Annotated in this window: 17 protein-coding genes; 5 read left to right on the top strand and 12 right to left on the bottom strand. The window is 56.8% G+C overall.

The annotated features are described in order from the left end of the window. Positions 1-12 precede the first annotated feature (12 nt). On the bottom strand, positions 13-2,691 hold the full coding sequence (locus SCARR_RS11285) for a TlpA family protein disulfide reductase (RefSeq protein ID WP_136061681.1): 2,679 nt from the start codon (positions 2,689-2,691) through the stop codon (positions 13-15). Between the two features lie 22 nt (positions 2,692-2,713). Continuing rightward, positions 2,714-3,496, bottom strand: coding sequence for a dihydrodipicolinate synthase family protein (locus tag SCARR_RS11290; protein WP_168433246.1), 783 nt, complete (start codon positions 3,494-3,496; stop codon positions 2,714-2,716). A 111-nt stretch (positions 3,497-3,607) separates the two neighbouring features. Here SCARR_RS11290 and SCARR_RS11295 point away from each other — a divergent pair, with 111 nt between their 5' ends. Further along, entirely contained in the window at positions 3,608-3,892 is a 285-nt protein-coding gene (locus SCARR_RS11295) for a hypothetical protein (RefSeq protein ID WP_136061683.1), read from the top strand. A gap of 75 nt (positions 3,893-3,967) precedes the next feature. Here SCARR_RS11295 and SCARR_RS11300 read toward each other — a convergent pair whose 3' ends face one another. Genes SCARR_RS11300 through SCARR_RS11310 form a run of 3 tightly spaced genes read right to left on the bottom strand, consistent with a single transcriptional unit; the run spans position 3,968 to position 5,838 of the window. Beyond that, positions 3,968-4,414: a hypothetical protein gene (locus SCARR_RS11300; RefSeq protein WP_136061684.1), complete on the bottom strand. Its 447-nt coding sequence runs from the start codon at positions 4,412-4,414 to the stop codon at positions 3,968-3,970. Next, entirely contained in the window at positions 4,396-4,722 is a 327-nt protein-coding gene (locus SCARR_RS11305) for an STAS-like domain-containing protein (RefSeq protein WP_136061685.1), read from the bottom strand. Before SCARR_RS11305 ends, SCARR_RS11300 begins: the two co-directional genes overlap by 19 nt. Before the next feature lie 30 nt (positions 4,723-4,752). Further along, entirely contained in the window at positions 4,753-5,838 is a 1,086-nt protein-coding gene (locus SCARR_RS11310) for a hypothetical protein (RefSeq protein WP_136061686.1), read from the bottom strand. 249 nt (positions 5,839-6,087) lie between these two features. Here SCARR_RS11310 and SCARR_RS11315 point away from each other — a divergent pair, with 249 nt between their 5' ends. Beyond that, positions 6,088-6,294, top strand: a complete 207-nt coding sequence (locus tag SCARR_RS11315) for a hypothetical protein (protein ID WP_136061687.1) — start codon at positions 6,088-6,090, stop codon at positions 6,292-6,294. Positions 6,295-6,322: 28 nt separating this feature from the next. On the opposite strand, the gene SCARR_RS28155 is transcribed toward SCARR_RS11315, so the two are convergent. Genes SCARR_RS28155 through SCARR_RS11325 form a run of 3 tightly spaced genes read right to left on the bottom strand, consistent with a single transcriptional unit; the run spans position 6,323 to position 10,209 of the window. Further along, positions 6,323-6,541: a hypothetical protein gene (locus tag SCARR_RS28155; RefSeq protein WP_168432846.1), complete on the bottom strand. Its 219-nt coding sequence runs from the start codon at positions 6,539-6,541 to the stop codon at positions 6,323-6,325. A gap of 22 nt (positions 6,542-6,563) precedes the next feature. Continuing rightward, entirely contained in the window at positions 6,564-9,158 is a 2,595-nt protein-coding gene (locus SCARR_RS11320; RefSeq protein WP_136061688.1) for a PEP/pyruvate-binding domain-containing protein, read from the bottom strand. Between the two features lie 43 nt (positions 9,159-9,201). Next, positions 9,202-10,209: a DUF128 domain-containing protein gene (locus SCARR_RS11325; RefSeq protein WP_136061689.1), complete on the bottom strand. Its 1,008-nt coding sequence runs from the start codon at positions 10,207-10,209 to the stop codon at positions 9,202-9,204. A 180-nt stretch (positions 10,210-10,389) separates the two neighbouring features. Here SCARR_RS11325 and gdhA point away from each other — a divergent pair, with 180 nt between their 5' ends. The 3 genes from gdhA (at position 10,390) to gltA (ending at position 14,151) form a co-directional block, all read left to right on the top strand. Next, the gene (gene gdhA, locus SCARR_RS11330; protein WP_136061690.1) at positions 10,390-11,727 is read left to right on the top strand and encodes an NADP-specific glutamate dehydrogenase; all 1,338 of its coding nucleotides are present in this window, start codon (positions 10,390-10,392) and stop codon (positions 11,725-11,727) included. A 106-nt stretch (positions 11,728-11,833) separates the two neighbouring features. Continuing rightward, positions 11,834-12,670 carry a sulfide/dihydroorotate dehydrogenase-like FAD/NAD-binding protein gene (locus SCARR_RS11335; RefSeq protein ID WP_136061691.1) on the top strand — a complete coding sequence of 279 codons (837 nt, stop codon included), beginning with the start codon at positions 11,834-11,836 and terminating at the stop codon, positions 12,668-12,670. Continuing rightward, positions 12,667-14,151 (top strand): NADPH-dependent glutamate synthase, encoded by a 1,485-nt coding sequence (gene gltA / locus SCARR_RS11340; protein ID WP_136061692.1) that lies wholly within the window; start codon positions 12,667-12,669, stop codon positions 14,149-14,151. Before SCARR_RS11335 ends, gltA begins: the two co-directional genes overlap by 4 nt. 82 nt (positions 14,152-14,233) lie before the next feature. Here gltA and carB read toward each other — a convergent pair whose 3' ends face one another. The 4 genes from carB to gltB all read right to left on the bottom strand — a co-directional run bounded on the left by carB (position 14,234) and on the right by gltB (position 25,370). Continuing rightward, positions 14,234-17,446 (bottom strand): carbamoyl-phosphate synthase large subunit, encoded by a 3,213-nt coding sequence (carB, locus tag SCARR_RS11345; protein ID WP_136061693.1) that lies wholly within the window; start codon positions 17,444-17,446, stop codon positions 14,234-14,236. A 178-nt stretch (positions 17,447-17,624) separates the two neighbouring features. Beyond that, positions 17,625-19,139 (bottom strand): DUF1846 domain-containing protein, encoded by a 1,515-nt coding sequence (locus tag SCARR_RS11350; protein WP_136061694.1) that lies wholly within the window; start codon positions 19,137-19,139, stop codon positions 17,625-17,627. A gap of 168 nt (positions 19,140-19,307) precedes the next feature. Continuing rightward, positions 19,308-20,780, bottom strand: a complete 1,473-nt coding sequence (locus SCARR_RS11355; protein ID WP_136061695.1) for a glutamate synthase subunit beta — start codon at positions 20,778-20,780, stop codon at positions 19,308-19,310. A 24-nt stretch (positions 20,781-20,804) separates the two neighbouring features. Then, on the bottom strand, positions 20,805-25,370 hold the full coding sequence (gene gltB / locus SCARR_RS11360) for a glutamate synthase large subunit (protein ID WP_342803692.1): 4,566 nt from the start codon (positions 25,368-25,370) through the stop codon (positions 20,805-20,807). Positions 25,371-25,404 lie beyond the last annotated feature (34 nt).

The raw sequence follows: 25,404 nt of genomic DNA on the forward strand, positions 1-25,404 counted from the left end.
TCCAGCCCCGGCCTATTCGCCCGTCGGCGCGAACCTTTTCAAGCGAATGTTGGAATAGCGGTATTTCGCCCGGAAGCGGCCGCTGTAATAGTCGCCAATGCCGATCCAAAGCGGCTCGGCACAGAGTTCGCTGGCGCCCATGGGATATTCACGGAACGCCGCTTCGCCATTGACCCAGATGCTCATCGTCCGGTTCTTAACAACGATTCGGACCTGGTTGCCATCCAGCAGCGAAAAGTCGTTTTTCTTCTCCTCGTCGTTGTAGCCGCGGTCGACCATCACCTTCTGGTCCTTGAACATGAAACGGACGTTGACCGGGAGGTACTGGTGCCACTCCGGCCGGCAGAAAAACAGGACCGAACGCTCGTTGGGCGCCTTGTTCTTGCCGATGCGGTCCAGCGTGAATTCAAGCTCGAATCCGTCCACCATGGAGACGCCGCCCGGGATCCACCCGAGCCCCATGTCCGCCGCGTTCGCCTGCAGGCGCCCTCGGTCATCCAGCTTCCAATACTGCCCATCGCCTCCTGCCCATGGAACCTTGTCGCCCTGCTTGAAGATGGTTGCCCACTCGTCCGCGCCAGCCTGGCCGAGTTCCAGCGAGGCCCGTTCGATTTGCAGGCGTTCGCGCGCCAGCGCCGTGAGCGACGGATGCTCCAGCAAGCGTGCGCACGCCGCTTCCGCTTCCGCAAATTTACCCGTGTCGCGCAAGCGGCACATCACTTCATAATCCTCCGCAACGGGACCGCCCTGAAGGACGGCGCTGACCTTGAAGTCCTTCCACGAATTCACGCCCATGCGAGAAGTATTGAAATGGTCGCTGGTTTTGTAGTCGATGGATTCGAGCAGCTCGTAGGCCATTGCATGGTTCCCGCCAAGCACAGCCGCGGCCGCCACGAACGATACCGCAGCTTGCATCGACGATTCGTCGAACGTGCCGTCCGCCTGATAGCGTCGGATCATCTTCATCAGCTTTTGCTGCTCCTCCGGACGCTGGAAATTCACAGGAGTCAGCCCGGAATCCATCATGATGTATTTCGCGCAAATGAAATACTGCATGGGCACTTTCGTATCGTACCGCCCGGTCGCCAGCCACTCGTCGCCGATCGACTGCAAGGCGGCGATGCTGCCGCCCCATCGGGGCGTGAGCGCCCAAGCCAGCTGGCTGTAGGCGCCGGCATAGTCGAACTGGGCAGCGACCGCCCGGTCGAACCACATCCGCTCTTCGTTGGGTTCGACAGATTTCCCCATGGACACCATGACCATTTTCGTTGGCGCTTCCGGCAATTCGGGATGAGCCTCCCAAACCGCGACGAGCGAGGCGCGCGCCTCGTCCAGGTGCTCGCCGAAGCCCATCCACCCATCTTCGGCAACCTTGCTCCCCCACCCTGTGCCGCGCGCTACCCAGGCTTCTTCGGCGTGCGCGTAGCCATCCGCCAATTGCTGGATGAATCCAGGCACCTTTTCATCCGCCGCGAGCAGATCCGCCACAGACCGCCACTCCTTCTTTCCGAAAAAAGGCCCCAGCTTGGAGGTCAGCCGGAAACTCATCACGCGCTCCTCGCCGGTCTCGTACAGATCAGCGCTAAGCGCTTGAACCAAAGCCTTCTTGGCCTTGGCTCTCCATTTTTTCCGATCTTTGGCAGGCTCCGCGAAACGGGCCATTTCCTCCAGCAACTCAGCCCGAAGCCAAGGGGCGTCCAAGCCGGCGGCATCGCAAAGCGCCAAGCCCCTTTCCGCGCTGGCGAGCCGTTTTTCCTTCCGCCATAGCGCGCGGTTCACCAGCACGTCCGCGTATCGCAAGGAGGGATGGTCCGCTCCCGCGGCAAACCAGCCCTCTAGCCGCTTGCCCAGTTTTTTGTAGGGCGCAGGGTTTGGCTTATAATCGACGCTTCGGTTTTTCGCCGTCATTTGCCCGCATTGGAAAGAAACGAATTCGGAGATAAATTTTGCCAGCTCCTCCTTGGGAACCGAACCAGCAGCCGGGCATTCCTCCAATGCACGCAGCAGTTCGCGCTCCAGCACAGCCGCATATGGCTTTTCAAAATCGATCCATAGCGTTGCTTCGTCTCCAGACGGAAGCGGCTTGGCTTTATAGACGTCCGGGGCATCGTGCTTAACCGCGCCCGTTGGCGGCGGCGTTCCAGCCAGCACCATTTCCAACTCGGCGGACAACAACGATTCCATGCCCGGCGAAAAGCCCGTGTGCACACCCCAGACCTTCCCGTCCAAGTCGATGATCACGGTGTGGGGAATGCCCTCCACACTGAACGCCTCGCCCAAGGAACCGTCCAGATCCATTGCCGCCGGCAGGAAAACCTTCAGCTCTTCCAAGGCGGCTTTTGCCGTGGCGGCATCCTCCCGCATATTCACCGCATAGAATGCAACGTTGGCGTCCGCGAATTCCGCAGCAACCTGACCCACCTTCGGAAGCGCCCGGCGACACGGCCCGCACCAGCTCGCCCAGAAATCCAAAACCACCACGTTCTTTCCTTCATGCTCAGCCAGCCGGACGGTCTCGCCGTCCAACGAGGACAGCACAACATCGGGCGCATCCTCCCCGATCATGAGCACCGAGGCCGAAACCTCTTCGATCTCCGGACGAAAGATCTCCGGTTTTTCAGGCTTTGAAAAAATGAAGGCCATGGCCGAAGCCGCCGTAAAAAGAAAAATTCCGCATAGTTTAAGCTTCATCGTTTTCTCCTGCTGGTTTTCCTTATAAGGAATTGAGCGGGCAGCGCACGTTAGCGGGATACCCGGGCAGTTTGCGCGCAAGCGCCTGTTTGAGAAGCGGCACTCCGCCGGCGCTGAACAGGGCGCTGTAGGCGCGCACCTCCTGCTGCATCACGGCGGCTTCCTCCACCTTGGCGTCGGCCAGCAACATTTCGAACGCGGTGTAAAGTTCCGGCCGCACATTGGCCGTGGCGGCAACAAATCCGGAAGCACCCTGCTGAACCGGCTCAAAGATGTTCGTGCTGGTTCCCGCAAAGTAGCGGGGCGTGTGCTTCATCAACTCAAAGTCCTGCGCCGAATCTTTGAGCGCATAGTGCGGCACCGCCTTTAGAATTTCAGCCGTAATTGCATTCCCCGCATGCTTCGGAAAATTGTAGAGGATGAACGGCACCTCCGCCTCTTTTTCCAAGGCTTGGAAATATTCAATGATCCCCCGCTCTGGAAGCCCGGCCGGATAGATCGGCGGAAGCGCTGCAACGGCATCGGCGCCCAGCTCGTTCGCCCACTGAACCTCGATCTTGTTCTGCACCAGCCCCATTCCCCCGGCGTGCAGCACGACCAATCCCGAAAAATGCTTTCGCACCAGCATCAGCATGGCCTTCCGCTCCTCCGGCAGCAGCGAATAAAACTCCGCCGTCGTCCCATTCACCATAATCCGTTCTACTCCATGGCGAGCGAGAAACTCCAGATGCCGGATCAATGCACCCTCATCAATCTTCCCCGCATCCGAAAATGGCGTCAGCAAAGGCACAATCAGGCCCTTCAATGGTTTCTCCTCATTCATGGATCGGAATGTACCGGTTTTCTAAAGGATCGAAAACCACCTTTCCAACCTTTGGAAATCGCAGTACAATAACGCCAGTTAACGGAGAGTGTTATGAGAGGGCACATCATGGCTGAAGACCGCTTCCTGCATCAAGGCATCGACCACCACCTGTTCGTCACTCAGGCCGACGGCGCCGAGTACGAATTCCGCTTCGAAGTAAGGCGTGCCGCACCGGGGAGCGACCATCCCGAAACCATCTTCGAAAAAACCGAAGATCTTTCCCTTTGGAAGGAAAGGGACCCCAACGCCTCCATCGGCGAACTGCTCTGCGAGGAGCTCTCCATCATCAAAAAAGAGGTCTTCACCGAAGAAGACCTCCACACCAACGATCCGTAATCGTTTCTAGAGCAATTAACGGTTGAGTTGACGTAACAGCGCTTGGTTTGCCTCGAATCGTTTTCTATCTACAGTTTAATCAAAAAGATAAATTTTCATCTCACCTGTTATGCTGAGAGACTTTGAAATCTTATCTGGAGACGCCTTGTTTGCAGATTGGAACGACCCTCCAGTGGCTACACGGTGAAGGGCAAGTATCAGCTCTTCCAACTGGACTCTTACATCATCTGAAATGAATTTTTCACCGTGCGACGAAATGAGTTTATAAAGGAATTCAATATTCTGGATTACACTCTGGCCGAGGTTCGAATTACTGGCATCATTCTCCCAGTATTTAATGATGTTCTCTTCTGCTTTATTTAGGTGTTCAAGAAATAACCCTTGTTGTCGCATACGCTTATTATGAGTGTTTTGGCGAACGAAAATACGCAGATTGAACCAATATGCCAAAACTGCAGCAATGAACAGGGTAACGGAAGATGACACTATCTTGACGCAGGCTGTTACGCACCCTTCCGGCATCTTTCCGACTCCTCTTTAAGATAACTCCAAATCAATTTTTTATAGAATTCAGTCGTGTCATCGGCCTTGATTTCAAGTTTGTCCTGCAGGTCTTTCAGCGACCAGCCAGCCCGAACTAGACCTCCAAAAGCTTCCTCAAGAAACGAAGAGCCGTAACCTTCCGTTCCCGTAATGTCGATGATGACTGGTTCGGGTCCCTTAAGCATGGGGTCAATGATTTCCCTTAAGTGCTCTCCAGAATAGTCCCCATCTGTTTTAAATCTTCCTGCCGGATATTTAGAAAAAGAGTTTGCAATACTGTATTCCATAGCGATTGCTCCTGTTTAAAGCGGATCTCCTTATAGAGACACCTTCCACTCAATTAAAGTTCCTTTTAGCATTATATTCATCGATTCGGGATTCCGCTCGATGGTTTTTTCCTCCTGCGTTACTTCCGTGTATTTTCCCTTCTTACTGTAGATCGTGAGATAGTTCTTGGTTCGCTCCACACTTTGGGGGAAATGAAGAAATTCCGACATGCCTTTTCCACGATTTGGTTGAGCGGTCCGGGTTCGAGAATATTCCATTGCCGCTTTTATAGCCTCTCCATCCCCCATGAGCCCTATTTTATGAACTGCTTTCTCGAACCATCCTTTCTTAGGGAGCGTTCCGGGAATCGTTCGCCCCAAATCGACAAACATGATCGTTAGCACCTCTTTCTCAAAATCATATGCAGCAGAAAGCCACCACTTGTCGATATCCACCGGATATGCAGAGCCATAGGCATGACCTTGGGTATTTGTTATCGCTTCAGACAATCCTTCGTAAAGTGCCTGTCGCTGTCTCGGCGATAACGTTTGACCGAACCTTTTCTCTATCCTTTCCCGCAATTCTCCAGTTTTTTTTGTATCGGTTACGCTCTTCCCAGAAAAAAACTTTAAAAAGCTCCTTCTGTGTTCGTATTCAAGATCATCAGGTGCTTCAACTCCAAATAACTCGAAAAATCCCATCTGGGAAAGGAGCCTCTTTATTTCCGGCTCCCACCCATCAGGCTTGGGGCGCATATACTGAAGACCCTTCCGGTCATTCAAGTGGGAGGTTTCTGCAGCAATTAGCAACGCCGCTGATGGTTCAAGCTCCGTGATATTATCGAAATTAATCGCTCGCAACCGTTTATCGCATTTTGAAAACTTCCTTATTTCTGCGCAGGCATTAATCAACGCTGCATGATTGTGTTGCAGCGAGCAGACCGTTGGCATCTCTACAATATAGCCTCCTTTTACCTTTCTGGTTATAGTGAGATCAAAACGACACCGCCGGGAAAGAAGATGAGAGGTTCTTTTGTTTTTTCTTTTGGGAAGTCTCCGATGCCGTTGCCTTAATATTTTCCTGGCACGAGTCTTTTCAATTTTTATGTGATGAGCTTTGTCGATGAGTTTTTTCATGGCTTTAACGGATTAATCAATATCCAGTTCCGTGAGGGCGTTCACGATCTTCATTATTTCGAGGCTTACGGTGTTGACGCGCTGGGTCACTTTCGCTTGGCAACTGGATTATGTAAACTGGCACCCAAGCCGCAAGAATGTTCTGAAGTGCGCTCATGCTGAAAGTTCCCCTGATAGCTGGACTATAAATCAATCTATAGAAATTAGGTGATTATGCAGCGCAAGTAAATGGTCTGCTCACGAAATGATATGTCAGCAGGTCACTCCCTAAAACGCTCTACAAAGAAACCAGAAGATCCAATCACATTTTTACGAGAACATCCCTTGCGCTTCTCTGCGCTCTTTTTCGGTCAACAAAACTTGCTATTCATGCGCAACGAAGCTGGAAGCATCGTCTACGAAAAAGAAAACCCGGAGTTCCTTGCGGAGGCTCCGGGTTTGGCCATCGGGATATAAACCGATTACGGCAGGACGGTGTCGCCCATCAAATACATATCCACCTCACGCGCGGCGCCTCGGCCTTCGGTGATGGCCCAGACGACGAGCGACTGCCCGCGTTGGGAGTCGCCGGCAGCGAAGACGCCTTCCAATTGGCGGTGTAGACTTCGTGCTCGGAATGACCCCTCAGATTACGGCCTTCAACGGGAATGTTGCGCGGCTTGGCGGCACCGTTGACCAATACGACAGTGCTCAACTGTTTCATCAGCTCTTCGTCGGAAATGATGCTACTGCCGGTCGAAGTAGCAGCTGACTTTCTGATGGAGGGCATCGGCGATGATGCGGATGCCGCCGTCTGGAGCAACATCGGCAACATCGATGACGCGAACGGTGTCTTCCCATTTTCCGGCGGAGGGGACGAGTTCGAGCAGCTTGTTGGGCGCTTCCTCGAAGAAGGCTTTATTGAGAAAGTTCTCCCCCTTCTCCGGGAAGAGCGCGAGGTAGAGCATGTCCATTTCGACGAGCTCGTTGAGGAAGTGCGTGCCGAGCGATACGTCGGGCACGAGGCTGTCGTGCATGGCTACGATTTCACAGAGGATGGAGACGTTGTTGATATCGCTGAAGGAGACGGGGATGCCAAGCGAGGGGCTGCTGGTTCCCCATCGGCCGGGGCCGATGATCATAGTCTTTTTTGACGCATTATTTTTGTCGGTGCGGTTAATGTCGCCAATGAGTCGGGCGATTTCGTGGCGCGTGTTGACGGGCAGCTGGCCGTAGCGGCTGGGAACGACATAGATGAAACGGTCGATCTTCCCGACGCGGCTATGGCCGACCACGGCGCCGTGCGCCGCGACGATGCGGTCGTCGTCGTCCACATCGAGCTCGGGCAGTTCGATGGATTCGGACCCATGCACCTGAAGCGGGCGGCACTGGAGGAGGTTGATGCAGTAGCTGCCGTCTTCCATGAAGTTGCCGGCAAATTCGATGTCGACAGGATAGCTGTATGCGGTTTCGAGGGTGTCGAGGATTTCGTGCATGTCGGCCACGAAGGGGGTTTCGCCGAGCAACTTGTCGAAGGTCAGGACGCGGTGAGGCGTTGCGCCGCGCGGCTGAGTGGGGTCGAGCGAGGTGAACATATCAACGCGGAGGTTGTCGGCATCCCGGGTCACATCCATGAAATAGTCGGAGACTTCCTGGTTGGCTTCCAAGTCGAGATAATCAACGCGGCGCTGGGTGTATTGGGCGACTTCGTCGAAATTGGCCTCTGGGCGCTTGTCGGGTGCGTTGAGGGCGACGATGCGGGTGTAGTCGTCGTCGGAACGGTCGACGGCGCGCGTACCGAGCCCGAAGACGAGGCGGATGACGCCGGCCTTGGGATCGATGCTTTCGTGCCAGGCGTAGGGGTTGAAGGAAAAGCCGACACCGGCCATTTCGGGATAGAAGTTGCGGCCATGCATGGTGCCGGAGACGCGCATGACGAGCAGCGCCATCTGTTCGTCCTTGTCGAGCATGCCTCGGCGGGAGCGGTAGCGCAGCGCCTGCTCGCTCATCGAGCTGGCGTAGATGCGTTTTACGGCTGCGACAAAGTCCTGCATACGGCGATCACGCGGTCCTTGGTTAACGCAGAAGACGCTTTCGTATTTCCCGGCGAAGGAGTTGCCGAAGTTGTCTTCGAGCAGCGAACTCGACCGCACGATGAAGGGCGACTGGCCGAAGTAGTCGAGCATTTCGTCGAACTGCTTCATGATGTGTTCGGGGAATTCGCCGGTAATGATCATGCGGCGCGCCTGCTCGGCGCCGTCCAGGAATTTTTCGGGGTCGCGCTGGTTCTGACGCACCCACCAGATCCCGTTACGCACGAGGAAGGTGAAAAACGCATCCGATCCAATGAAGAAAGAGTCTTGCGCCTCGAACAGCTCGATGAAGCGGGGACTGTTCTTTTTCACGATGGATTGCGCGAGCAACATGCCGACGGTTTTGCCGCCGATGAGGCCGGTTCCGATCATCCGCTTGCGGATGTCGAGAATGTCCTGAAGCGTGAAGTAGCGGGCAATAAGCTTCTGCATATCTTCGTCGCGAGAGATGACCATGCGCACAAGCTGCTCGTAGATCGACTTGCCCTTTTCAGGCAAGTCGGGGCGGTATTCGCCCGACCTCAGGAGTTCGCTCGCCTGAAGGAACGCGGATTCCCAGAAGCCGAGGGTGCTGTCGGAGTGCAGGCCGGACCACTTGGCGGACGTCAGGATTTCCGAGATGACGGCGCTGGACATGACGGGAATGAAGGCTTCGCCGTGGCGGACATGCAGCATGTTCATGGTGGGCGAATAACGGTGCTGCACCTTGATGGGCCGCACATAGAGCTCCCCTTTGTGGCGGTAGAGATCCAGGAAAAGCTGCGTGGTGTTTTGAATCGGGACGATGGCGCGCGAGGTGTGGTAGTTGCGAAAGACGGCAAAGTAAGTGACCGTCTCCTTGTCGAAGAGATAGGGGCAGGTGAGCATGAAGAAATTGCCCAGCATTTCGTCGGAATACCAGTCCACCGCCAGCCGCGAGAGGCAGTCGAACACGTAGAACGCGCCCAGCCCAGCCTGTTCAATGACACCGTGAATGGATGCTATGAAATTTTCAAAGCCTTCCTCCGGATCGAACTCGTGGATTTCTGCTCCCATTTCTGTCGTGACGAGGGCCTCGTGACGGGCGAAGCGGAAGTAGACGAGCTTGCGGCCGTTCCTGACCGCCGCCTCGCAATACGGGGTGACGAGTTCTTGGTACTCCTCGATCGAATCGACCTGCCAGACGATGTTGTCGCCGGTCAGCACGCCCTTAAGAACCTTGTCAAGGCCGGGAAGCCCTGTGGTCAATCCTGCATCTATCGTACTCATGCGTCGCGTCCTTTTGTTAACAGCTGTTCCAACCTCCGGAAAATCACCGCAGTGCAGCGAGGCGGTCTTTCAGCTCAGTATTGTGGAAGAGATTATTGAAATCGACCAGCCCGGACATTGCCCCCGACCGGATGCGCAGCCCGGTCTCCTCGAAGATCGACATCGGGTTGAGCCCGCCAATGATGATCGCGCCGACGCGTTGCGGGCCAACGGCCACGCCGTAGAGGCTCTGGCCGCGATTGCCGAGGCAGAGCAGGCTGCCGAGCCCGATGGCTTCAAGCTGCTTGGAAATACTGCGGACCGTCTCAACGCTGTCGGCCGGGAATTCGCGGAAACTCGCGCCAATCCGCCCGTTGCCGGTGGTGACCGCGCCGATGTAGTCGGCCATGCCGCTGCGGATAAAGACGACGAGCGGATCGATGCTCGTTCCGTCGTAGTGGATGATGTCGACGAAGCGGGAAGGTGCTCCGTCGCGCAATTCAATCAGGCCTCCGAAACGCGAAGACGTGGGAACGCCGCGCCGCAACAACACGCCGTTAAGCGTGATTGAGCAAACGGTCCCAACCCCGACATGCCCCTCCGGAACAGTAAAGCTCCCGCACGTTTCGCCGGGAGAAAACAGCGACAGCATGGTGCCCATAGAATAGCCCTCGGCAAAAACCATTTCGATCAGCTCGAGACGTTCGGTCGTGAATGCATCCAGCGGAATGACCGAAACATTCACCACCACTGTACCGCGCCGCAAGGCGGGGTCGAAATCCATCCGGTAGGTCATCGCATCGATTTTTCCGGAGAGCAGCCCGATGCCTTCGAGCACCCGAGAGGCGTCCGCTTCGTGCTTGCCTTTCTCAGTAATGAGCCGTCCACGGCGCCCATGGCTTTCAGTAAAACCTTCTTTGTCGAGTTCACCCAAATAAATCCGGACGGAACGTTCGCTAATATCCATACCCTGTCCGATAAGCAATTCGGTGATGCGAGTGCTGCTGAGCACCTGCCCGCTCCGGCTGAGTGCATCGAGAATCGCAAGTCGTTTCTTTTGCCGTTTATCCATTTAATACCTCATATATAACGGCAATATTGCCGATACAAATAGTTCTAACAAGGTTTTTGAAAAACTATTTGCACTCATACCAAGTATTGTCTATAAGTCACTCCTGTCTTTCGGCAGAACTGCGCTGCTATTACGGCAATGAGTTGCAGTTTGTGTAAACTAGATCAACAAGGAGATGCTATGAGTTATGTAGAACGCGTATGGGGAAAAGTATCGCAGCGCAACGCCGGGGAAGTCGAATTCCTACAGGCGGTCCGCGAAGTGCTCGACTCGCTCGAACCCGTAATGGAAAAAAACCCGCAGTATGAGGCCGCAGGCATCCTCGAACGCATCGTGGAACCAGAGCGCCAGATCATCTTCCGCGTGCCCTGGACCGACGACAAAGGCAAGGTGCAGGTGAACCGCGGCTTCCGCTTCGAATTCAACAGCGCGCTGGGCCCGTACAAAGGCGGACTGCGCTTCCACCCCACCGTCAACCAGAGCATCCTTAAATTCCTGGGCTTTGAACAGGTATTCAAAAACTCGCTCACCACGCTCCCCATGGGCGGCGGCAAAGGCGGTTCCGACTTCGACCCCAAAGGTAAATCCGACATAGAAGTGATGCGCTTCTGCCAGTCTTTCATGACCGAGCTGCAGCGCCATATCGGCCCAGACACCGACGTGCCCGCTGGCGACATCGGCGTAGGCGGCCGCGAAATCGGCTATATGTTCGGACAGTACAAACGGCTCCGCAACGAGTTCACCGGCGTACTGACCGGCAAGGCCCTCAACTGGGGCGGTTCGCTGGTTCGCCCGGAAGCCACCGGCTACGGCTCCGTCTACTTTGCCGAAGAAATGCTGAAAACCCGCAACGAAACCTTTGATGGCAAAATCTGTACGGTTTCGGGCTCCGGCAACGTCGCGCAATACACGGTCGAAAAGATCAACGAGCTCGGCGGAAAGGTGGTCAGCATGTCCGACTCCGCGGGAACCATCTACGATTCCGACGGCATCGATGCCGAAAAACTGGCTTGGATTATGGAACTCAAAAATGTCCGTCGCGGGCGAATCAAAGAATATGCCGATAAGTTTGGCGCCAAATACCTCGAAGGCGAACGCCCTTGGGGCATCAAGTGCGACTGCGCTTTCCCGAGCGCCACGCAGAACGAGATCAACGCTGAAGACGCAAGCAAGCTGCTGAACAACGGTTGTCAGGTCGTCTGCGAAGGCGCCAACATGCCAAGCACGCCGGAAGCGGCGAATTTGTTTGTTCAACACCGCATTCTCTATGGACCGGGCAAGGCCGCTAACGCCGGCGGCGTATCGACCTCCGGCCTCGAAATGAGCCAGAACTCCATGCGAATGAAATGGACCCGCGAAGAAGTCGATCAAAAGCTCAACGCCATCATGGTCAACATCCACGAAGCCGCTCGCGCGGCCGCCGAGGAATATGGCCAGCCCGGAAACTATGTCATGGGCGCGAACATTGCCGGATTCACCAAGGTTGCCGACGCCATGCTCGACCAAGGCATCGTGTAATCCGAAAAATATGCTGGCGGGTTTCCTTGGAAACCCGCCGGATATATGGCTTCCTTTTCCGGTTGGGAAAGGAAGTTTTTATACACCGGCTAAGAAGTGGGGAGTTATGAACAAAATTAGAGAAAAGAAGCAGCTATCAGAAACCGTGTTTTTAATGCGGGTGGAAGCCCCGTTGATTGCCCGCGAGCGCAAAGCCGGCCAATTCATCATCCTCCAGCTATGCGAGGACTTCGGCGAGCGCATCCCGCTCACCATCGCCGATGCCGACCCCGCAGCCGGCACCATCACCCTCATTTTCCAAGCCGTCGGCAAGACAACAAAGAAACTCGCATTGATGAATGCTGGCGAAAAAATCGCCGCACTCGTCGGCCCGCTCGGCACCCCGACCCATATTGAAAACTTCGGCACCGTCGTCTGCGTCGGCGGCGGCATCGGCGTTGCGCCGCTCCACCCCATTGCACAAGCCATGAAAGCCGCCGGCAACAAGGTCATCATCATCATGGGTGCACGCAACAGGGAACTGCTCATCCTCGAAAACGAAATGCGCGCCATCGCCGATGAACTCATCATCTGCACCGACGACGGATCGGTCGGCCGAAAATGCCTCGTCACCGAACCGCTAAAGGAACTATGCGAGCAAGATCCCAAACCGGATTTGGCCGTTGCCATCGGCCCGCCCGTCATGATGAAATTCTGCGCCGAAACCACGCGCCCCTACTCCGTGCCCACCCAGGTTTCGCTCAACACCATCATGGTCGACGGCACCGGAATGTGCGGAGGCTGCCGCGTAACCGTGGGCGACGAAACCAAATTTGTCTGCGTCGACGGCCCCGAATTCGACGGCCACCTCGTCGACTTCGACAACATGATCAACCGGCTCAGCTCCTACAAGAAGCAGGAAGCGCACAGCTGTAAAATCGGACTCGAAGGAGACTCCCAATGACCCACCTCTCCCCCGAACAATTGGCACAAGCGGCTATACGCACCCTGGAAAAAACCTCGGAAACGCTCACCCCGAAAGAACGCATGGCGATCCCGGCGCAGGAAATGCCCACACAAGATCCCGCCGAGCGCCGCTCCAACATGAATGAAGTCGCGCTGGGCTACAGCCCCGAGCAAGCCCGGGCCGAAGCATTGCGCTGCCTGCAATGCAAAACAGCGCCCTGCATTGCCGGCTGCCCCGTCGGCATTGATATCCCCGGCTTTATTCAGGCCATAGCCGATGGCGACAACAAAAAGGCCATTGATATCATTAAAATAGACAGCCTCCTCCCTGCGGTCTGCGGGCGCGTCTGCCCGCAGGAGACCCAGTGCCAGGCCCCCTGCACCGTCGGCAAAGTGCTCAAATCGGTCGACAAAGCCGTCAACATTGGTCGCCTCGAACGCTATGTTGCCGACTGGGAGCGGGAAAACCGCCTGATTGAAATCCCCGCCATCAAACCCGACACCGGCAAGAAGGTCGGCATCATCGGGACCGGCCCCGCCGGACTCACCGTCGCGGCCGATATACGGCGCGAAGGCCACGACGTCACCCTCTTTGAAGCCTTCCACAAACCCGGCGGCGTAATGGTCTACGGCATCCCCGAATTTCGGCTGCCCAAAGCCATCGTGCAGCAGGAGATCGATGCGCTCACCGCCATGGGCTGCGAACTCAAAACCAACTTCGTCATCGGCCGCACCCGGAAAATTCAGGATCTGCTAGACGAGGACGGCTTCGACGCGCTCTTTATCGGCACCGGCGCCGGGCTGCCGCGCTTCATGAACATCGAGGGCGAAAACCTCGTCGGCGTCTACTCAGCCAACGAATACCTCACCCGCTCCAACCTCATGCGCGCCTACGACAAGCAGCGCGCCGATACGCCCATCTTTGACTCCGAAAAAGTCGCCGTGCTCGGTGGCGGCAACGTCGCCATGGACGCCGCGCGCACCGCCGTGCGCCTCGGCGCCAAGGAAGTGCACCTCATCTACCGCCGCACCGAGGTCGAAATGCCCGCCCGCGTCGAAGAGGTGCACCACGCAAAAGAAGAAGGCGTCATCTTCCACATGCTCGAAAATCCCAAGCGAATTCTGAGCGATGAAAAAGGCTGGGTCAACGGCATCGAGTGCCTCCGCTACGAACTGGGCGAACCCGACGACTCGGGTCGCCGCCGCCCCATCGCCATCGAAGGCAGCGAATTCGAGATCGACCTCGATACCGTCATCGTCGCTATCGGCAACGACTCCAATCCGCTCATCCGCCAAACCACTCCCGGGCTCGAAACCAATAAATGGGGCAATATCGTGGCCGACGAAAACGGAAAATCGTCCATCGACCGCATCTATGCCGGCGGCGACATCGTCCTCGGCGCCGCCACCGTCATCCTCGCCATGGGCGAAGGCCGCAAAGCCGCCGCCGCCATGAACGAAATGCTCGCCAACATCTGACCGGCACCCCGAACACAGAAAAACCCGGAGGTTCCATACCTGGAACTCCGGGTTTTCCTATGGCCTATAGCCTATAGCCTTTTTACCCCGCGTTTAAATCGCCATGCCATTCCTGCAGAGAGCGGATGGGGGCTTGGCCGACGGTCCGCGCGGCGATTCCTTCGGCGGCGGCTACGGCGGCCGCAACCGTAGTGATGTAAGCCACGTTGTGCTTGATGGCCGACTTGCGGATGTAGGAGTCGTCGTGGACGCTGAGCTTGCCGGACGGCGTGTTGACGATAAGCTGCACCTCGCCATTCTTGACGGCGTCCACAATGTTCGGTCGGCCTTCGTGCATTTTCAGGACGGGTTCAACCTCGACTCCGCGTTCTGCAAGGAAGGCCGCGGTGCCGCTGGTCGCCAGCAGCTTGAAGCCAATCTCCTTGAGGCGCTTGGCGGCGGCCGCGAACTTTTCGGAGCGGTCGCGCTCGGAGACGGTGAGCAGCACGGTGCCTTCCATCGGCAGGATTCCTTTGGTGGCTTCCTGCGCCTTGTAGAAGGCGAGCCCGAAGGAGGAGTCGATGCCGAGCACTTCGCCGGTGGAGCGCATTTCCGGGCCGAGCACCGGATCGACTTCCGGGAACATGTTGAACGGGAAGACGGATTCCTTGACCCCGAAGTGCGGGATGTCCTGATGCTTGAGGTTGAAGTCGCCGAGCTTTTTGCCGAGCATGATTTCGGTGGCGATGCGCGCCATGGAAAGCCCGCAGACCTTAGAGACGAGCGGCACGGTGCGCGAGGCGCGCGGGTTGGCTTCGAGCACATAGACCACGTCTTCGCAAATGGCATACTGAATGTTCATCAGACCAACGACGCCCATTTCGCGGGCGATGGTGCGGGTGTATTCGTAGATGGTCTTGATGTGCTTTTCGGGGATGCCGACGGGCGGGATCACGCAGGCGGAATCGCCGGAATGAATACCGGCCTGCTCGATGTGTTCCATGACGGCGGGAACGAAGGCGTCCTCGCCGTCGGCGATGGCGTCGGCTTCGGCCTCGATGGCGTTTTCCAGATACTTGTCGATCAGGATCGGCCGATCGGGAGTTACGCCGACGGCGGCGGCCATGTAGTCGCGCAGCATCGGTTCGTCGTAGACGATTTCCATGCCGCGTCCGCCAAGCACGTAGGACGGGCGAACCATCAATGGGTAGCCAACGCGACCGGCAATTTCAAAGGCGCCGTCCACGTCAACAGCCATGCCGCCTTCGGCCATCGGGATGCCGAGCTTCTTCATGATCGCGTCGAACTGCTCGCGGTCTTCGGCGAGGTCGATCACTTCCGGGGAAGTGCCGAGAATATTGACGCCGGCCTCTTGGAGCTCCCGCGCAATATTGAGCGGGGTCTGCCCGCCAAACTGGCAGATGACGCCTTTGGGCTTTTCCTTTTCGTAGATTTGCAGGACGTCTTCGACGGTGAGCGGCTCGAAGTAGAGCTTGTCGGAGGTGTCGTAGTCGGTGGAGACGGTTTCGGGGTTGCAGTTGACCATAACCGTTTCATAATCCATGTCGCGCAGGGTGAAGGCGGCGTGGACGCAGCAGTAGTCGAACTCGATCCCCTGCCCGATCCGGTTGGGGCCGCCGCCAAGAATCATCACCTTGTTGGGGTTGTCCGTGGCCGAAACTTCGTCGGGCGCGTTGTAGCTCGAATAATAGTAGGCCGCGTCCTCGACACCGCTAACGGGCACGGCGTGCCAGCCTTCCACAACGCCGGCCGCCTTGCGCTGTTCGCGGATGTCCTTTTCAGGAACACCGAGAATCTTCGCGAGGTAGGCATCGGCAAAGCCGTCCTTCTTGGCGGCTTCGAGCAATGCGTCGGGTAGCTTTTGGCCTTTGTATTTCAGCGCCTCTTCTTCGCATTCGACCAGTTCCTTCATCTGCTCAAGGAACCAGGCCTTGATGCTGGTCTTGGCGTGCAGCTCGTCGATGGTTGCGCCCTTGCGCAGCGCTTCGTATAAAATGAACTGGCGGTCGCTGGTCGGGAAGGAAAGGCGCGCCATCAGTTCTTTGAGCGGCATGGAGTTGAAGTCCTTCACAAAGCCCAAGCCGTAGCGCCCGTTTTCGAGGGCCCGGATGGATTTTTGCATCGACTCCTTGTAGTTCTTGCCGATGCTCATCACTTCGCCGACGGCGCGCATTTGCGTACCGAGCTTGTCTTCGACGCCTTTGAATTTTTCGAAGGCCCAGCGCGCAAACTTGATCACGACATAGTCGCCGGACGGCGTGTATTTTTCGAGCGTGCCGTCGCGCCAGTACGGAATCTCCTTCATGGTCATGCCGCCCGCGAGCTTGGCGGAGACGAGCGCAATCGGGAAGCCGGTCGCTTTCGAGGCCAGCGCGGAGGAGCGCGAGGTGCGCGGGTTGATTTCAATCACGACAATACGACCGCTTTCTGGATCGTGCGCCCACTGGACGTTGGTTCCACCGATCACCTGGATGGCCTCGACAATGTCGTAGGAATATTTCTGCAAGCGATCCTGCAACTCCTGGCTAATGGTGAGCATCGGCGCGGAGCAAAAGGAGTCGCCGGTATGCACGCCCATGGGATCGATGTTTTCAATGAAGCAAACGGTAATAAGGTTGTTGTCGGCATCGCGCACAACTTCGAGTTCGAGTTCTTCCCAGCCAAGCACGCACTCCTCGATCAGGATTTGGCCAATAAGACTGGCATTGATTCCTCGCTCGCCGATCACACGCAACTCTTCGACATTGTAGACAATGCCACCGCCGGTGCCACCCATCGTGTAGGCCGGGCGGATGACGACGGGATAGCCGAGATCGGCCGCGATTTTCTCGGCGTCTTCGACGCTATAGACGGCGGTGCTTTTCGCCATTTCGATTCCAAGCTTATCCATCTGCTTCTTGAACTCGATACGGTCTTCGCCGCGCTCAATGGCATCGAGTTTCACGCCGATGACTTCGACGCCGTATTTTTCGAGAACCCCGTGTTTGGAAAGATCGAGGGCAAGGTTGAGGGCGGTCTGCCCGCCAAGGTTTGGAAGCAACGCGTCGGGGCGTTCCTTGGCGATGATCCGCTCGATGGTTTCGAGGTTGAGCGGCTCGATGTAGGTGACGTCCGCCATGCCGGGGTCGGTCATGATGGTGGCGGGATTGGAATTGACCAGCACGATCTTGTAGCCCAGCTCGCGGAGCGCCTTGCACGCCTGCGTTCCGGAATAGTCGAACTCGCAAGCCTGGCCGATGATGATGGGGCCGGAACCGATGATCAGAACGGTGTTGATGTCGCTTAGCTTTGGCATGATGACTCTCCCTTATGTTGATTAAACTCCCAAATACAAATCCCTAAATCCTAAACAAACTCCAACCCATCAAATTCAAATTCCCAAACCCATGCACGTTTAAGCGAAGGCCTGTTTTTGATTTTGGTTTTCCGGTTTCGGTCATTGTTTAGGGTTTGGATATTAGATTTTAGAAATTCTAGGTTAAAAACAAATTGTGGCTCGCAAAATCGGCATCGCTGGTGACGTTCACGCCGAGGCGGCGCAAACCGACTTCGTCGCCCGGCGAGGGGATGTGGGAAAGATGCACTTCGCAGCCGCGCAGTTCCGGCAGCTTTTCCATGGCCATCTGCGCGGCGGGATTGACGGGGGCGCTGACGCTGAGCGCAATGAGGGTTTCCTCCATGTCGAGGCTGGCCGACTTCCCGTTCAGCAAATCCTGCTTGAGGTGCCGGATCGACTTGATCACGTTGGCGCCGAGCAGATCCATTTCATCGGGCAGTTCGGCCAAGGTTTTGAGCGCATTGAGCAACATGGAGGACGAGGCGTGCATAAGAGGCGAGTTGCACCCCGTAATCATGCGGCCGTCGGCCAGTTGGATGGCGGCGCCGCAGAAAATGCGATCCCTCCCCTTTTCATTTTGCTGCGCCTTTTTGGCGGCTTCGCGGGCGGGCATCACCACGGCGCGCGCCTCGGGTTCAGCGCCGACTTCCTTGAGCAGCAGCTCGGCGCGTTCCACGGTTTTGCGGTCGGCGCTGCCGAGGGCGTATTCGCAGCGGTAGCGGAAATAGCGGCGGATGATTTCCTGAATGGCGGCGGCCTGCACGGCCTCGTCGTCGATAATGGCAAACCCGGCGCGGTTCACGCCCATGTCGGTGGGAGACAGATAGATTGATTCCTCCCCGGTGATGCGCTCAAGAATCCGCTTGAGCACCGGAAAGATTTCGACGTCGCGGTTATAGTTCACCGACGCCTCATCGTGTGCTTCAAGGTGGAAGGAATCGACCATGTTGAAGTCGCCGAGATCGGCGGTGGCGGCTTCGTAGGCAATGTTGACCGGGTGCTTCAGCGGCAGGTTCCAGATGGGAAAGGTCTCGAACTTGGAATAGCCAGAGGCGAGGCCGCGCTTATGGTCGTGGTAGAGCTGGCTCAAACAGGTGCCCATCTTGCCGCTGCCCGGCCCTGGGGCGGAGACGACAACGATCGGCTTGGTGGTTTCAATATACGGGTTCGCGCCGTAGCCCTCGTCGCTGGCGATCATATCAACGTCGGTCGGATAGCCCTTTGTTGCGCGATGGATGTAGGTCTTCACGCCGCGCCGGTCGAGCCGGTTCTTGAATTGAATGGCCGCGGGCTGCTCGTTGAAACGCGTGATGACCACGCCCGCAACAGACAGCCCCCACTCGCGCAGGTCGTCGATGAGGCGGAGCATGTCGGAGTCGTAGGTGATGCCGAAATCGGCGCGGACCTTCTTGCGCTCGATGTCGCCGGCATAGATGCAGAGGATGATTTCCGCGCGGTCGCGCAGCCGCTGGAGCAGGCGGATTTTTACATTCGGATCGAAGCCCGGAAGAATGCGCGAAGCGTGGTAGTCGAAAACCAGCTTCCCGCCAAATTCAAGATAGAGTTTATTCTGGAAATTCTCCGCGCGTTTAATGATGTATTCGCTCTGTTCATCCAGATAGCGGTCATTGTCAAATCCAACTTTATTCATTCTGCAGCATCCCCTGTTCATGCTTAAACGCACCCTGCGCAATCTGGGAATTCTATACACCTACCAGCCATCCGCAATTAAAACTCCTGAAAGATTCAGCCCAGACGTTAAAAAACCCGGAGATTCCTGAGGAGTCTCCGGGTTTTTCGTGTGCACTGGGTGCGAGCTTTACGGCAAGACGGTATCGCCCATGAGGTGTTTATCGACCTCGCGCGCGACACCGCGGCCTTCGTTGATGGCCCATACGACGAGCGACTGTCCGCGACGGTTGTCGCCGGCAACAAAAACGCCTTCCACATTGGTGGTGTAGACTTCATGTTCGGCCTTGAAGTTTGAGCGCGCATCGCGTTCGAGTCCGAACTGTTCGCCCAGCAGATCCTCCGGCCCGAGGAAACCCATGGCCAGCAGGACGAGGTCTGCTTCAACCCGCTGCTCGGTTCCCGGAACGGCTTTCGGCGCACGGTCGATCCACTCGACTTCGATGGTGTGAATAGCAACCAGATTGCCGTCGGCATCGCCTTCGAACTTCTGGGTCATGACAGAAAAATTGCGCGGATCCTTGCCCTGCAGCTTAATGGCTTCCTCTTGACCATAATCGATCTTGAGGTTGGCCGGCCACTGTGGCCAGGGGTTGGAAACGCGGTTGCGGTCGACTTCGGGCTTCGGCATGATTTCGAGTTGGGTGACCTTCTCGCATTCATGACGAAGCGAGGTTCCGACGCAGTCGGTACCCGTATCGCCGCCGCCAATGACGATTACTTTCTTCCCCTTAGCGGAGATGTAGTTGCCGTCCTCAAGATTGCTGTCGAGCAGGCTCTTGGTGTTGGCCGTTAAAAACTCCATGGCAAAGTGAATACCCTTCAGGTCGCGGCCTTCAACGGGAAGGTCGCGCGGCTTGGTGGCGCCGTTGGCCAGTACAACGGCATCGAAATCGCGCTTCAGCTCTTTCGCCGAAATATCTTTCCCAACCTCGGTATTGGTTTTGTAGACGACGCCTTCCTGTTCGATGATGTCGATGCGGCGCTGCATGACTCCCTTATCGAGTTTCATGTTTGGAATGCCGTACATCATCAGCCCGCCGATGCGGTCGGCGCGCTCGAACAGCGTCACATTGTGCCCGGCGCGGTTAAGCTGCTGGGCGCAAGCGAGGCCGGAAGGGCCGGAGCCGACGATGGCCACCCTCTTGTCGGTGCGGATTTCAGGCGGTTCGGGCACCACCCATCCATTTTGAAAGCCTTTGTCGATGATGGCGCGTTCGTTGTCGTGGATCGTAACGGCCGGCTCGTTGATGCCGAGCACGCAGCCCGCTTCGCACGGAGCCGGGCAGACACGCCCGGTGACTTCCGGGAAGTTATTGGTGTGGTGCAGGCGGTCGAGCGCCTCGCGCCAGCGGTTGCGGTAGATCAGATCGTTCCACTCGGGGATGAGGTTGTTGATTGGGCATCCGCTCGCGCCGCCCTGCATAATTTCCCCCCGGTGGCAGAAGGGCACGCCACAGTCCATGCAGCGGGCGCCCTGCTCGCTGCAAGTCTTCTTGTCACGTAAAATATAGACTTCACGCCAATCCTTGACGCGTTCCTCTACGGGGCGCATCGGGTTGGTCTTGCGTACGTATTCTAAGAATCCAGTTAGTTTTCCCATGGTAAATTCTCCTTCGAATCAGGATTAGCCCGCGAGGTCGGCAATGTGCATGTCGAACGCCGCGTCGACAATCTCATCTTCGGTTTCATATTCTTCGGTCAGGCGCGCCCGTTCGATGAAGCCGAGCATGCGCTTATAGTCCGTCGGAATGACTTTTACAAATTTATCCAGCGTACCGTCCCAGTCGGCCAGCATATTGGCCGCAACGGTCGATCCGGTCTTCAGCTGATGCGCTTCAATCATCGCCTTCAGGTCAGCGATATCGGCATTGGCACGCATCTTTCCGAGTTCGATCATTTCCATGTTGCACTTGTCGGCAAACAAACCGTCGGCATCGTAGACATAAGCAATGCCGCCGGACATGCCCGCGCCAAAGTTGCCGCCGGTCGCACCCAGAATCACCGTCTTGCCTCCGGTCATATATTCGCACCCGTGGTCGCCGATGCCCTCAACCACCACTTCCGCGCCGGAGTTGCGGACGCAGAAGCGTTCGCCGGCCACGCCGCGGATGTAGGCCTTGCCGCTGGTTGCGCCGTAGAAGCACACGTTGCCGACCAGAATGTTTTCTTCAGCCACGAAGATTGCACCCTTGTCCGGGTAGATGGACAGATGGCCGCCCGAAAGGCCCTTGCCGACATAGTCGTTGGCGTCGCCCTCAAGCTCCAGCTCAATGCCTTTGCACATGAATGCGCCCATGGACTGGCCGATCGAGCCCTTCAGCTTAAAGTGAACGGTGCCGTCCGGCAGCCCCTTGTCCTTGTAGATCTTGGTTATTTCGTGCGAGAGCACGGTGCCGACGGCGCGGTCGGTGTTGACCACATCAAAGGTCGCCTCAACTTTTTCACCGTTTTCGAGCGCAGGTTTCGCGGCAGCGATCAGCTTCCAGTCAATGATGGACTCCAGCAAGTGGTTCTGATCCTTGCTGTGGAAAGTGCCTTCCTCTTCGCCCATCGTTTCCTTATGGAGAATCGGGGAGAGATCGAGGTTTTTATATTTCCAGTGGTTAACATCATCGCGGAATTTCAGGCACTGCGACTGACCAACCATTTCGTTGATGGTCTTGAAGCCAAGCTCAGCCATAATTTCGCGCAAACCGTCGATGAGGAACGTGAAGAAATTGACCACGTGAGCGGGATCGCCCTTGAATTTGGCGCGCAGGTCGCTGCGTTGCGTGGCGATTCCGACCGGACAGGTATTGGAGTGGCATTTACGCATCATCACGCAGCCTTCGACCACCAACGCCGCGCTGGCAACTCCCCACTCTTCAGCCCCGAGCAAGGTGGCGATGGCGAGATCGCGCGACGTTTTCATCTGGCCGTCGGCCTGAACCACAATGCGGTTGCGCAGACGGTTACGAACCAGTGTCTGATGCGTTTCGGAAAGTCCGAGCTCCCACGGCAATCCGGCGTGCTTGATAGAGCTGAGCGGCGACGCCCCCGTTCCCCCGTCATAGCCGGCAATCAGAACCGCGTCGGCTTTGGCTTTGCAGACCCCGGCGGCAATGGTGCCGACACCCGCTTCGGATACCAGCTTCACGTTGACACGAGCATCGCGGTTGGCGTTCTTGAGGTCGTAGATCAACTGCGCCAGGTCTTCGATCGAATAAATATCGTGGTGCGGCGGCGGAGAAATCAGCCCCACACCCGGAGTCGAGTTGCGGGTGCGGCCAATCCAGCCGTTGACCTTATGGCCCGGTAGATGTCCGCCTTCGCCCGGCTTCGCGCCCTGCGCCATTTTAATTTGCAACTCACGGGCCTGAGAGAGGTAATAGCTGTTGACCCCGAAACGTCCGGAGGCAATCTGCTTGGTGGCGGAGCACATATCATCGCCGTTCGGCAGTTTTTCGTAGCGGATCGGATCTTCACCGCCTTCGCCCGAGTTGGACTTGGAACCAATGCGGTTCATCGCGATGGCGAGTGTGGTATGCGCCTCCCAAGAGATGGAACCGAAGGACATCGCGCCGGTGGCGAAACGTTTGAGAATCTTGGACGCCGGTTCGACTTCGTCGATAGAGATGGACGGACGGTCGGAGTTAAACTCCATCAGACCACGCAACGTAAAGGCCGCTTCGTTCTGTTCATCGACCGCTTTGCAATATTCCTTATACTTAGCGTAGTTTTTTTCGCGCGAACACTCCTGCAACAAACGAATGGTGGTCGGATTGAACAGATGACGTTCCCCGTCCTTGCGCCAGTGATAGTCGCCGCCCGGCTCGAGGACTTTCGATCCAACGCCGCGGGTCGGGAATCCCTTGCGATGTTTGAGCATGGTCTCCTTGGCAATATCGTCGAGACTGAGGCCTTCGATCCGGCTGACAGTGCCGGTAAAGTATTTTTCAACAACGCTGGAGTTAATGCCAACGATCTCGAAGATCTGCGCGCCCTGATAAGAAGCGAGCGTCGAAATGCCCATCTTGGAAAAGATTTTTAGCAGGCCGCCATCCACCGCCTTGATGTAGTTTTGAATCCCCTGCTCGCAACTGAAGCCATTAAGCAGGTCGTCCTTTTCCATCTGGCAAATGGTATCGAGCGCCATGTAAGGATTGATCGCGGACGCGCCGAAACCAAGCACGGTGGCGAAGTGGTGTACTTCGCGAATGTCGCCGACTTCCAAGACAATGTCGGCCTTACCGCGCTTGCCGGCACGAATGAGGTAGTGGTGCACAGCAGCAGTCGCCAGCACCGACGGAATCGGAACATGCCCCGGATTCACATTCTGGTCGGACAGGATGATGATGGAGTAGCCCTCATCAATCGCGTCTTCGGCATAACGGCAGATACGATCAAGCGTCTTTCCCAGCACCCCAGGAGTACCGTTGGCCGGAAACACAATTTCAAGGCGCTTCGCCCAGAAGTGGTGATGACTCAGGCCGATCAGCTTTGAAAGATCTTCGTTGGTCAGTACCGGTTGGTCGATCGCAATGCGACGGCAGTGGGCCGGAGACTCCGTCAGAATGTTTTTGAATCCGCCAACATAGGTACGAAGGTCCATCACCACGCGTTCACGGATCGGGTCGATCGGCGGATTGGTAACCTGAGCAAAGAGCTGTTTGAAATAGTGCGACAGCTGGACTGGGCGGTCGGAAAGAACGGCCAGCGGATTATCGGCACCCATCGAACCGAGCGGTTCCTTGCCGTTGGTGGCCATCGGCACGAAAAGTTCGTTAATGTCTTCGTAGGAGTAGCCAAACACTTTCTGGCGGCAGAAGAGTGTTTTGTCGCTCGCGGGTTTTGCGTCGTAGTCCGGTGAAGTCGGCAGGTCTTTGAGATGCACCATGCTCTGGTCGATCCACTCTTGGTAGGGCTGGCGCGAGTAGAGGTCGGCTTTCAGTTCTTCGTCAGAAATGATGCGGCCCTGCTCAAGGTCGGCCACGAACATTTTGCCGGGCTGCAGGCGTCCGCGGATTTTTACTGTGGAGTGATCGACTTTGATCACGCCTGTTTCAGACGCCATGATCAGCGTGTCGTCTTCCGTTACGCAGTAGCGCGAGGGGCGCAGGCCGTTGCGGTCAAGTGTGGCACCAACGAGTACGCCGTCGGTAAAGCAGACCGAAGCGGGACCGTCCCACGGCTCCATCATGGCGGAGTAGAATTCGTAGAAAGCGCGCTTTTTCGGATCCATGTCCGGATCGTTCTGCCATGCTTCCGGAATGAGCATCATCAGCACGTGCGGCAGCGAGCGTCCGCTGAGCACGAGCATTTCGATGGCCATATCGAGGTTGGCGGAGTCGGAGGCGGCGAGATCGCAGATCGGGAAGATCATTTCAAGCTCTTCCTTCGAGAAGGCGGTGCATTCGAGCAGCACTTCGCGGGCGCGCATCCAGTTAATGTTGCCCTTGTTGGTGTTGATTTCGCCGTTGTGGGCAATGTAGCGGAACGGCTGCGCCAGCTTCCACGACGGAAAGGTGTTGGTCGAGAAGCGGGAATGCACCAGCGCAATCGCACTGACGGCAGACTCGTTCTGCAGGTCGAGGAAGTATTGCGGCACCTGCTCGGTGATCAACTGCCCCTTATAGTTAATGGTCTTGTAGGAGCAGGAAATAATGTTCAGGCCGTCGGGGCCGATGCCCGCAACGGTATCGTTGGCAACGCGCTCAGCGCATTTGCGGAACACAAACAACTTGCGGTCAAACTCCTCGACCGACATGCCTTCCGGCTTGCCGATAAAAATTTGCTGGATGCTCGGCTCGGTGGCCGCCGAATCGCGACCGAGGTCGGAGTTGTCGACCGGCACAACGCGGTAGCCGAGCAACGGCAAATTGAATTTGGCCAGCTTGCGCTCGATGATGTCCTTGCATTCGGCCTGCTTGACTTCGTCACGGGGAAAAAAGGTCATGCCGACGCCGTATTCACCGAATTTAGGCAGTTTAATGCCCGCTTTGGGGCACTCTTCCATGAAGAGTTCGTGCGGAATCTGCAACAGAATGCCGGCGCCGTCACCGCTCTTGATGTCGAAACCGGTGCCGCCGCGGTGCTCCATGCAGGCCAGCATGCCCAACGCATCGGTGATGACGGAGTGTTTCTTGCGGCCTTTCAAATTGGCCACAAAGCCGATGCCGCAGCTGCTGTGCTCGAACTCGGAACGATACATTCCCTGCCCTTCTGGCTGTCCGAAACAGTTCAAC

Origin of the sequence: Pontiella sulfatireligans (genome assembly GCF_900890705.1) — a bacterium.
GTDB lineage: Bacteria > Verrucomicrobiota > Kiritimatiellia > Kiritimatiellales > Pontiellaceae > Pontiella > Pontiella sulfatireligans.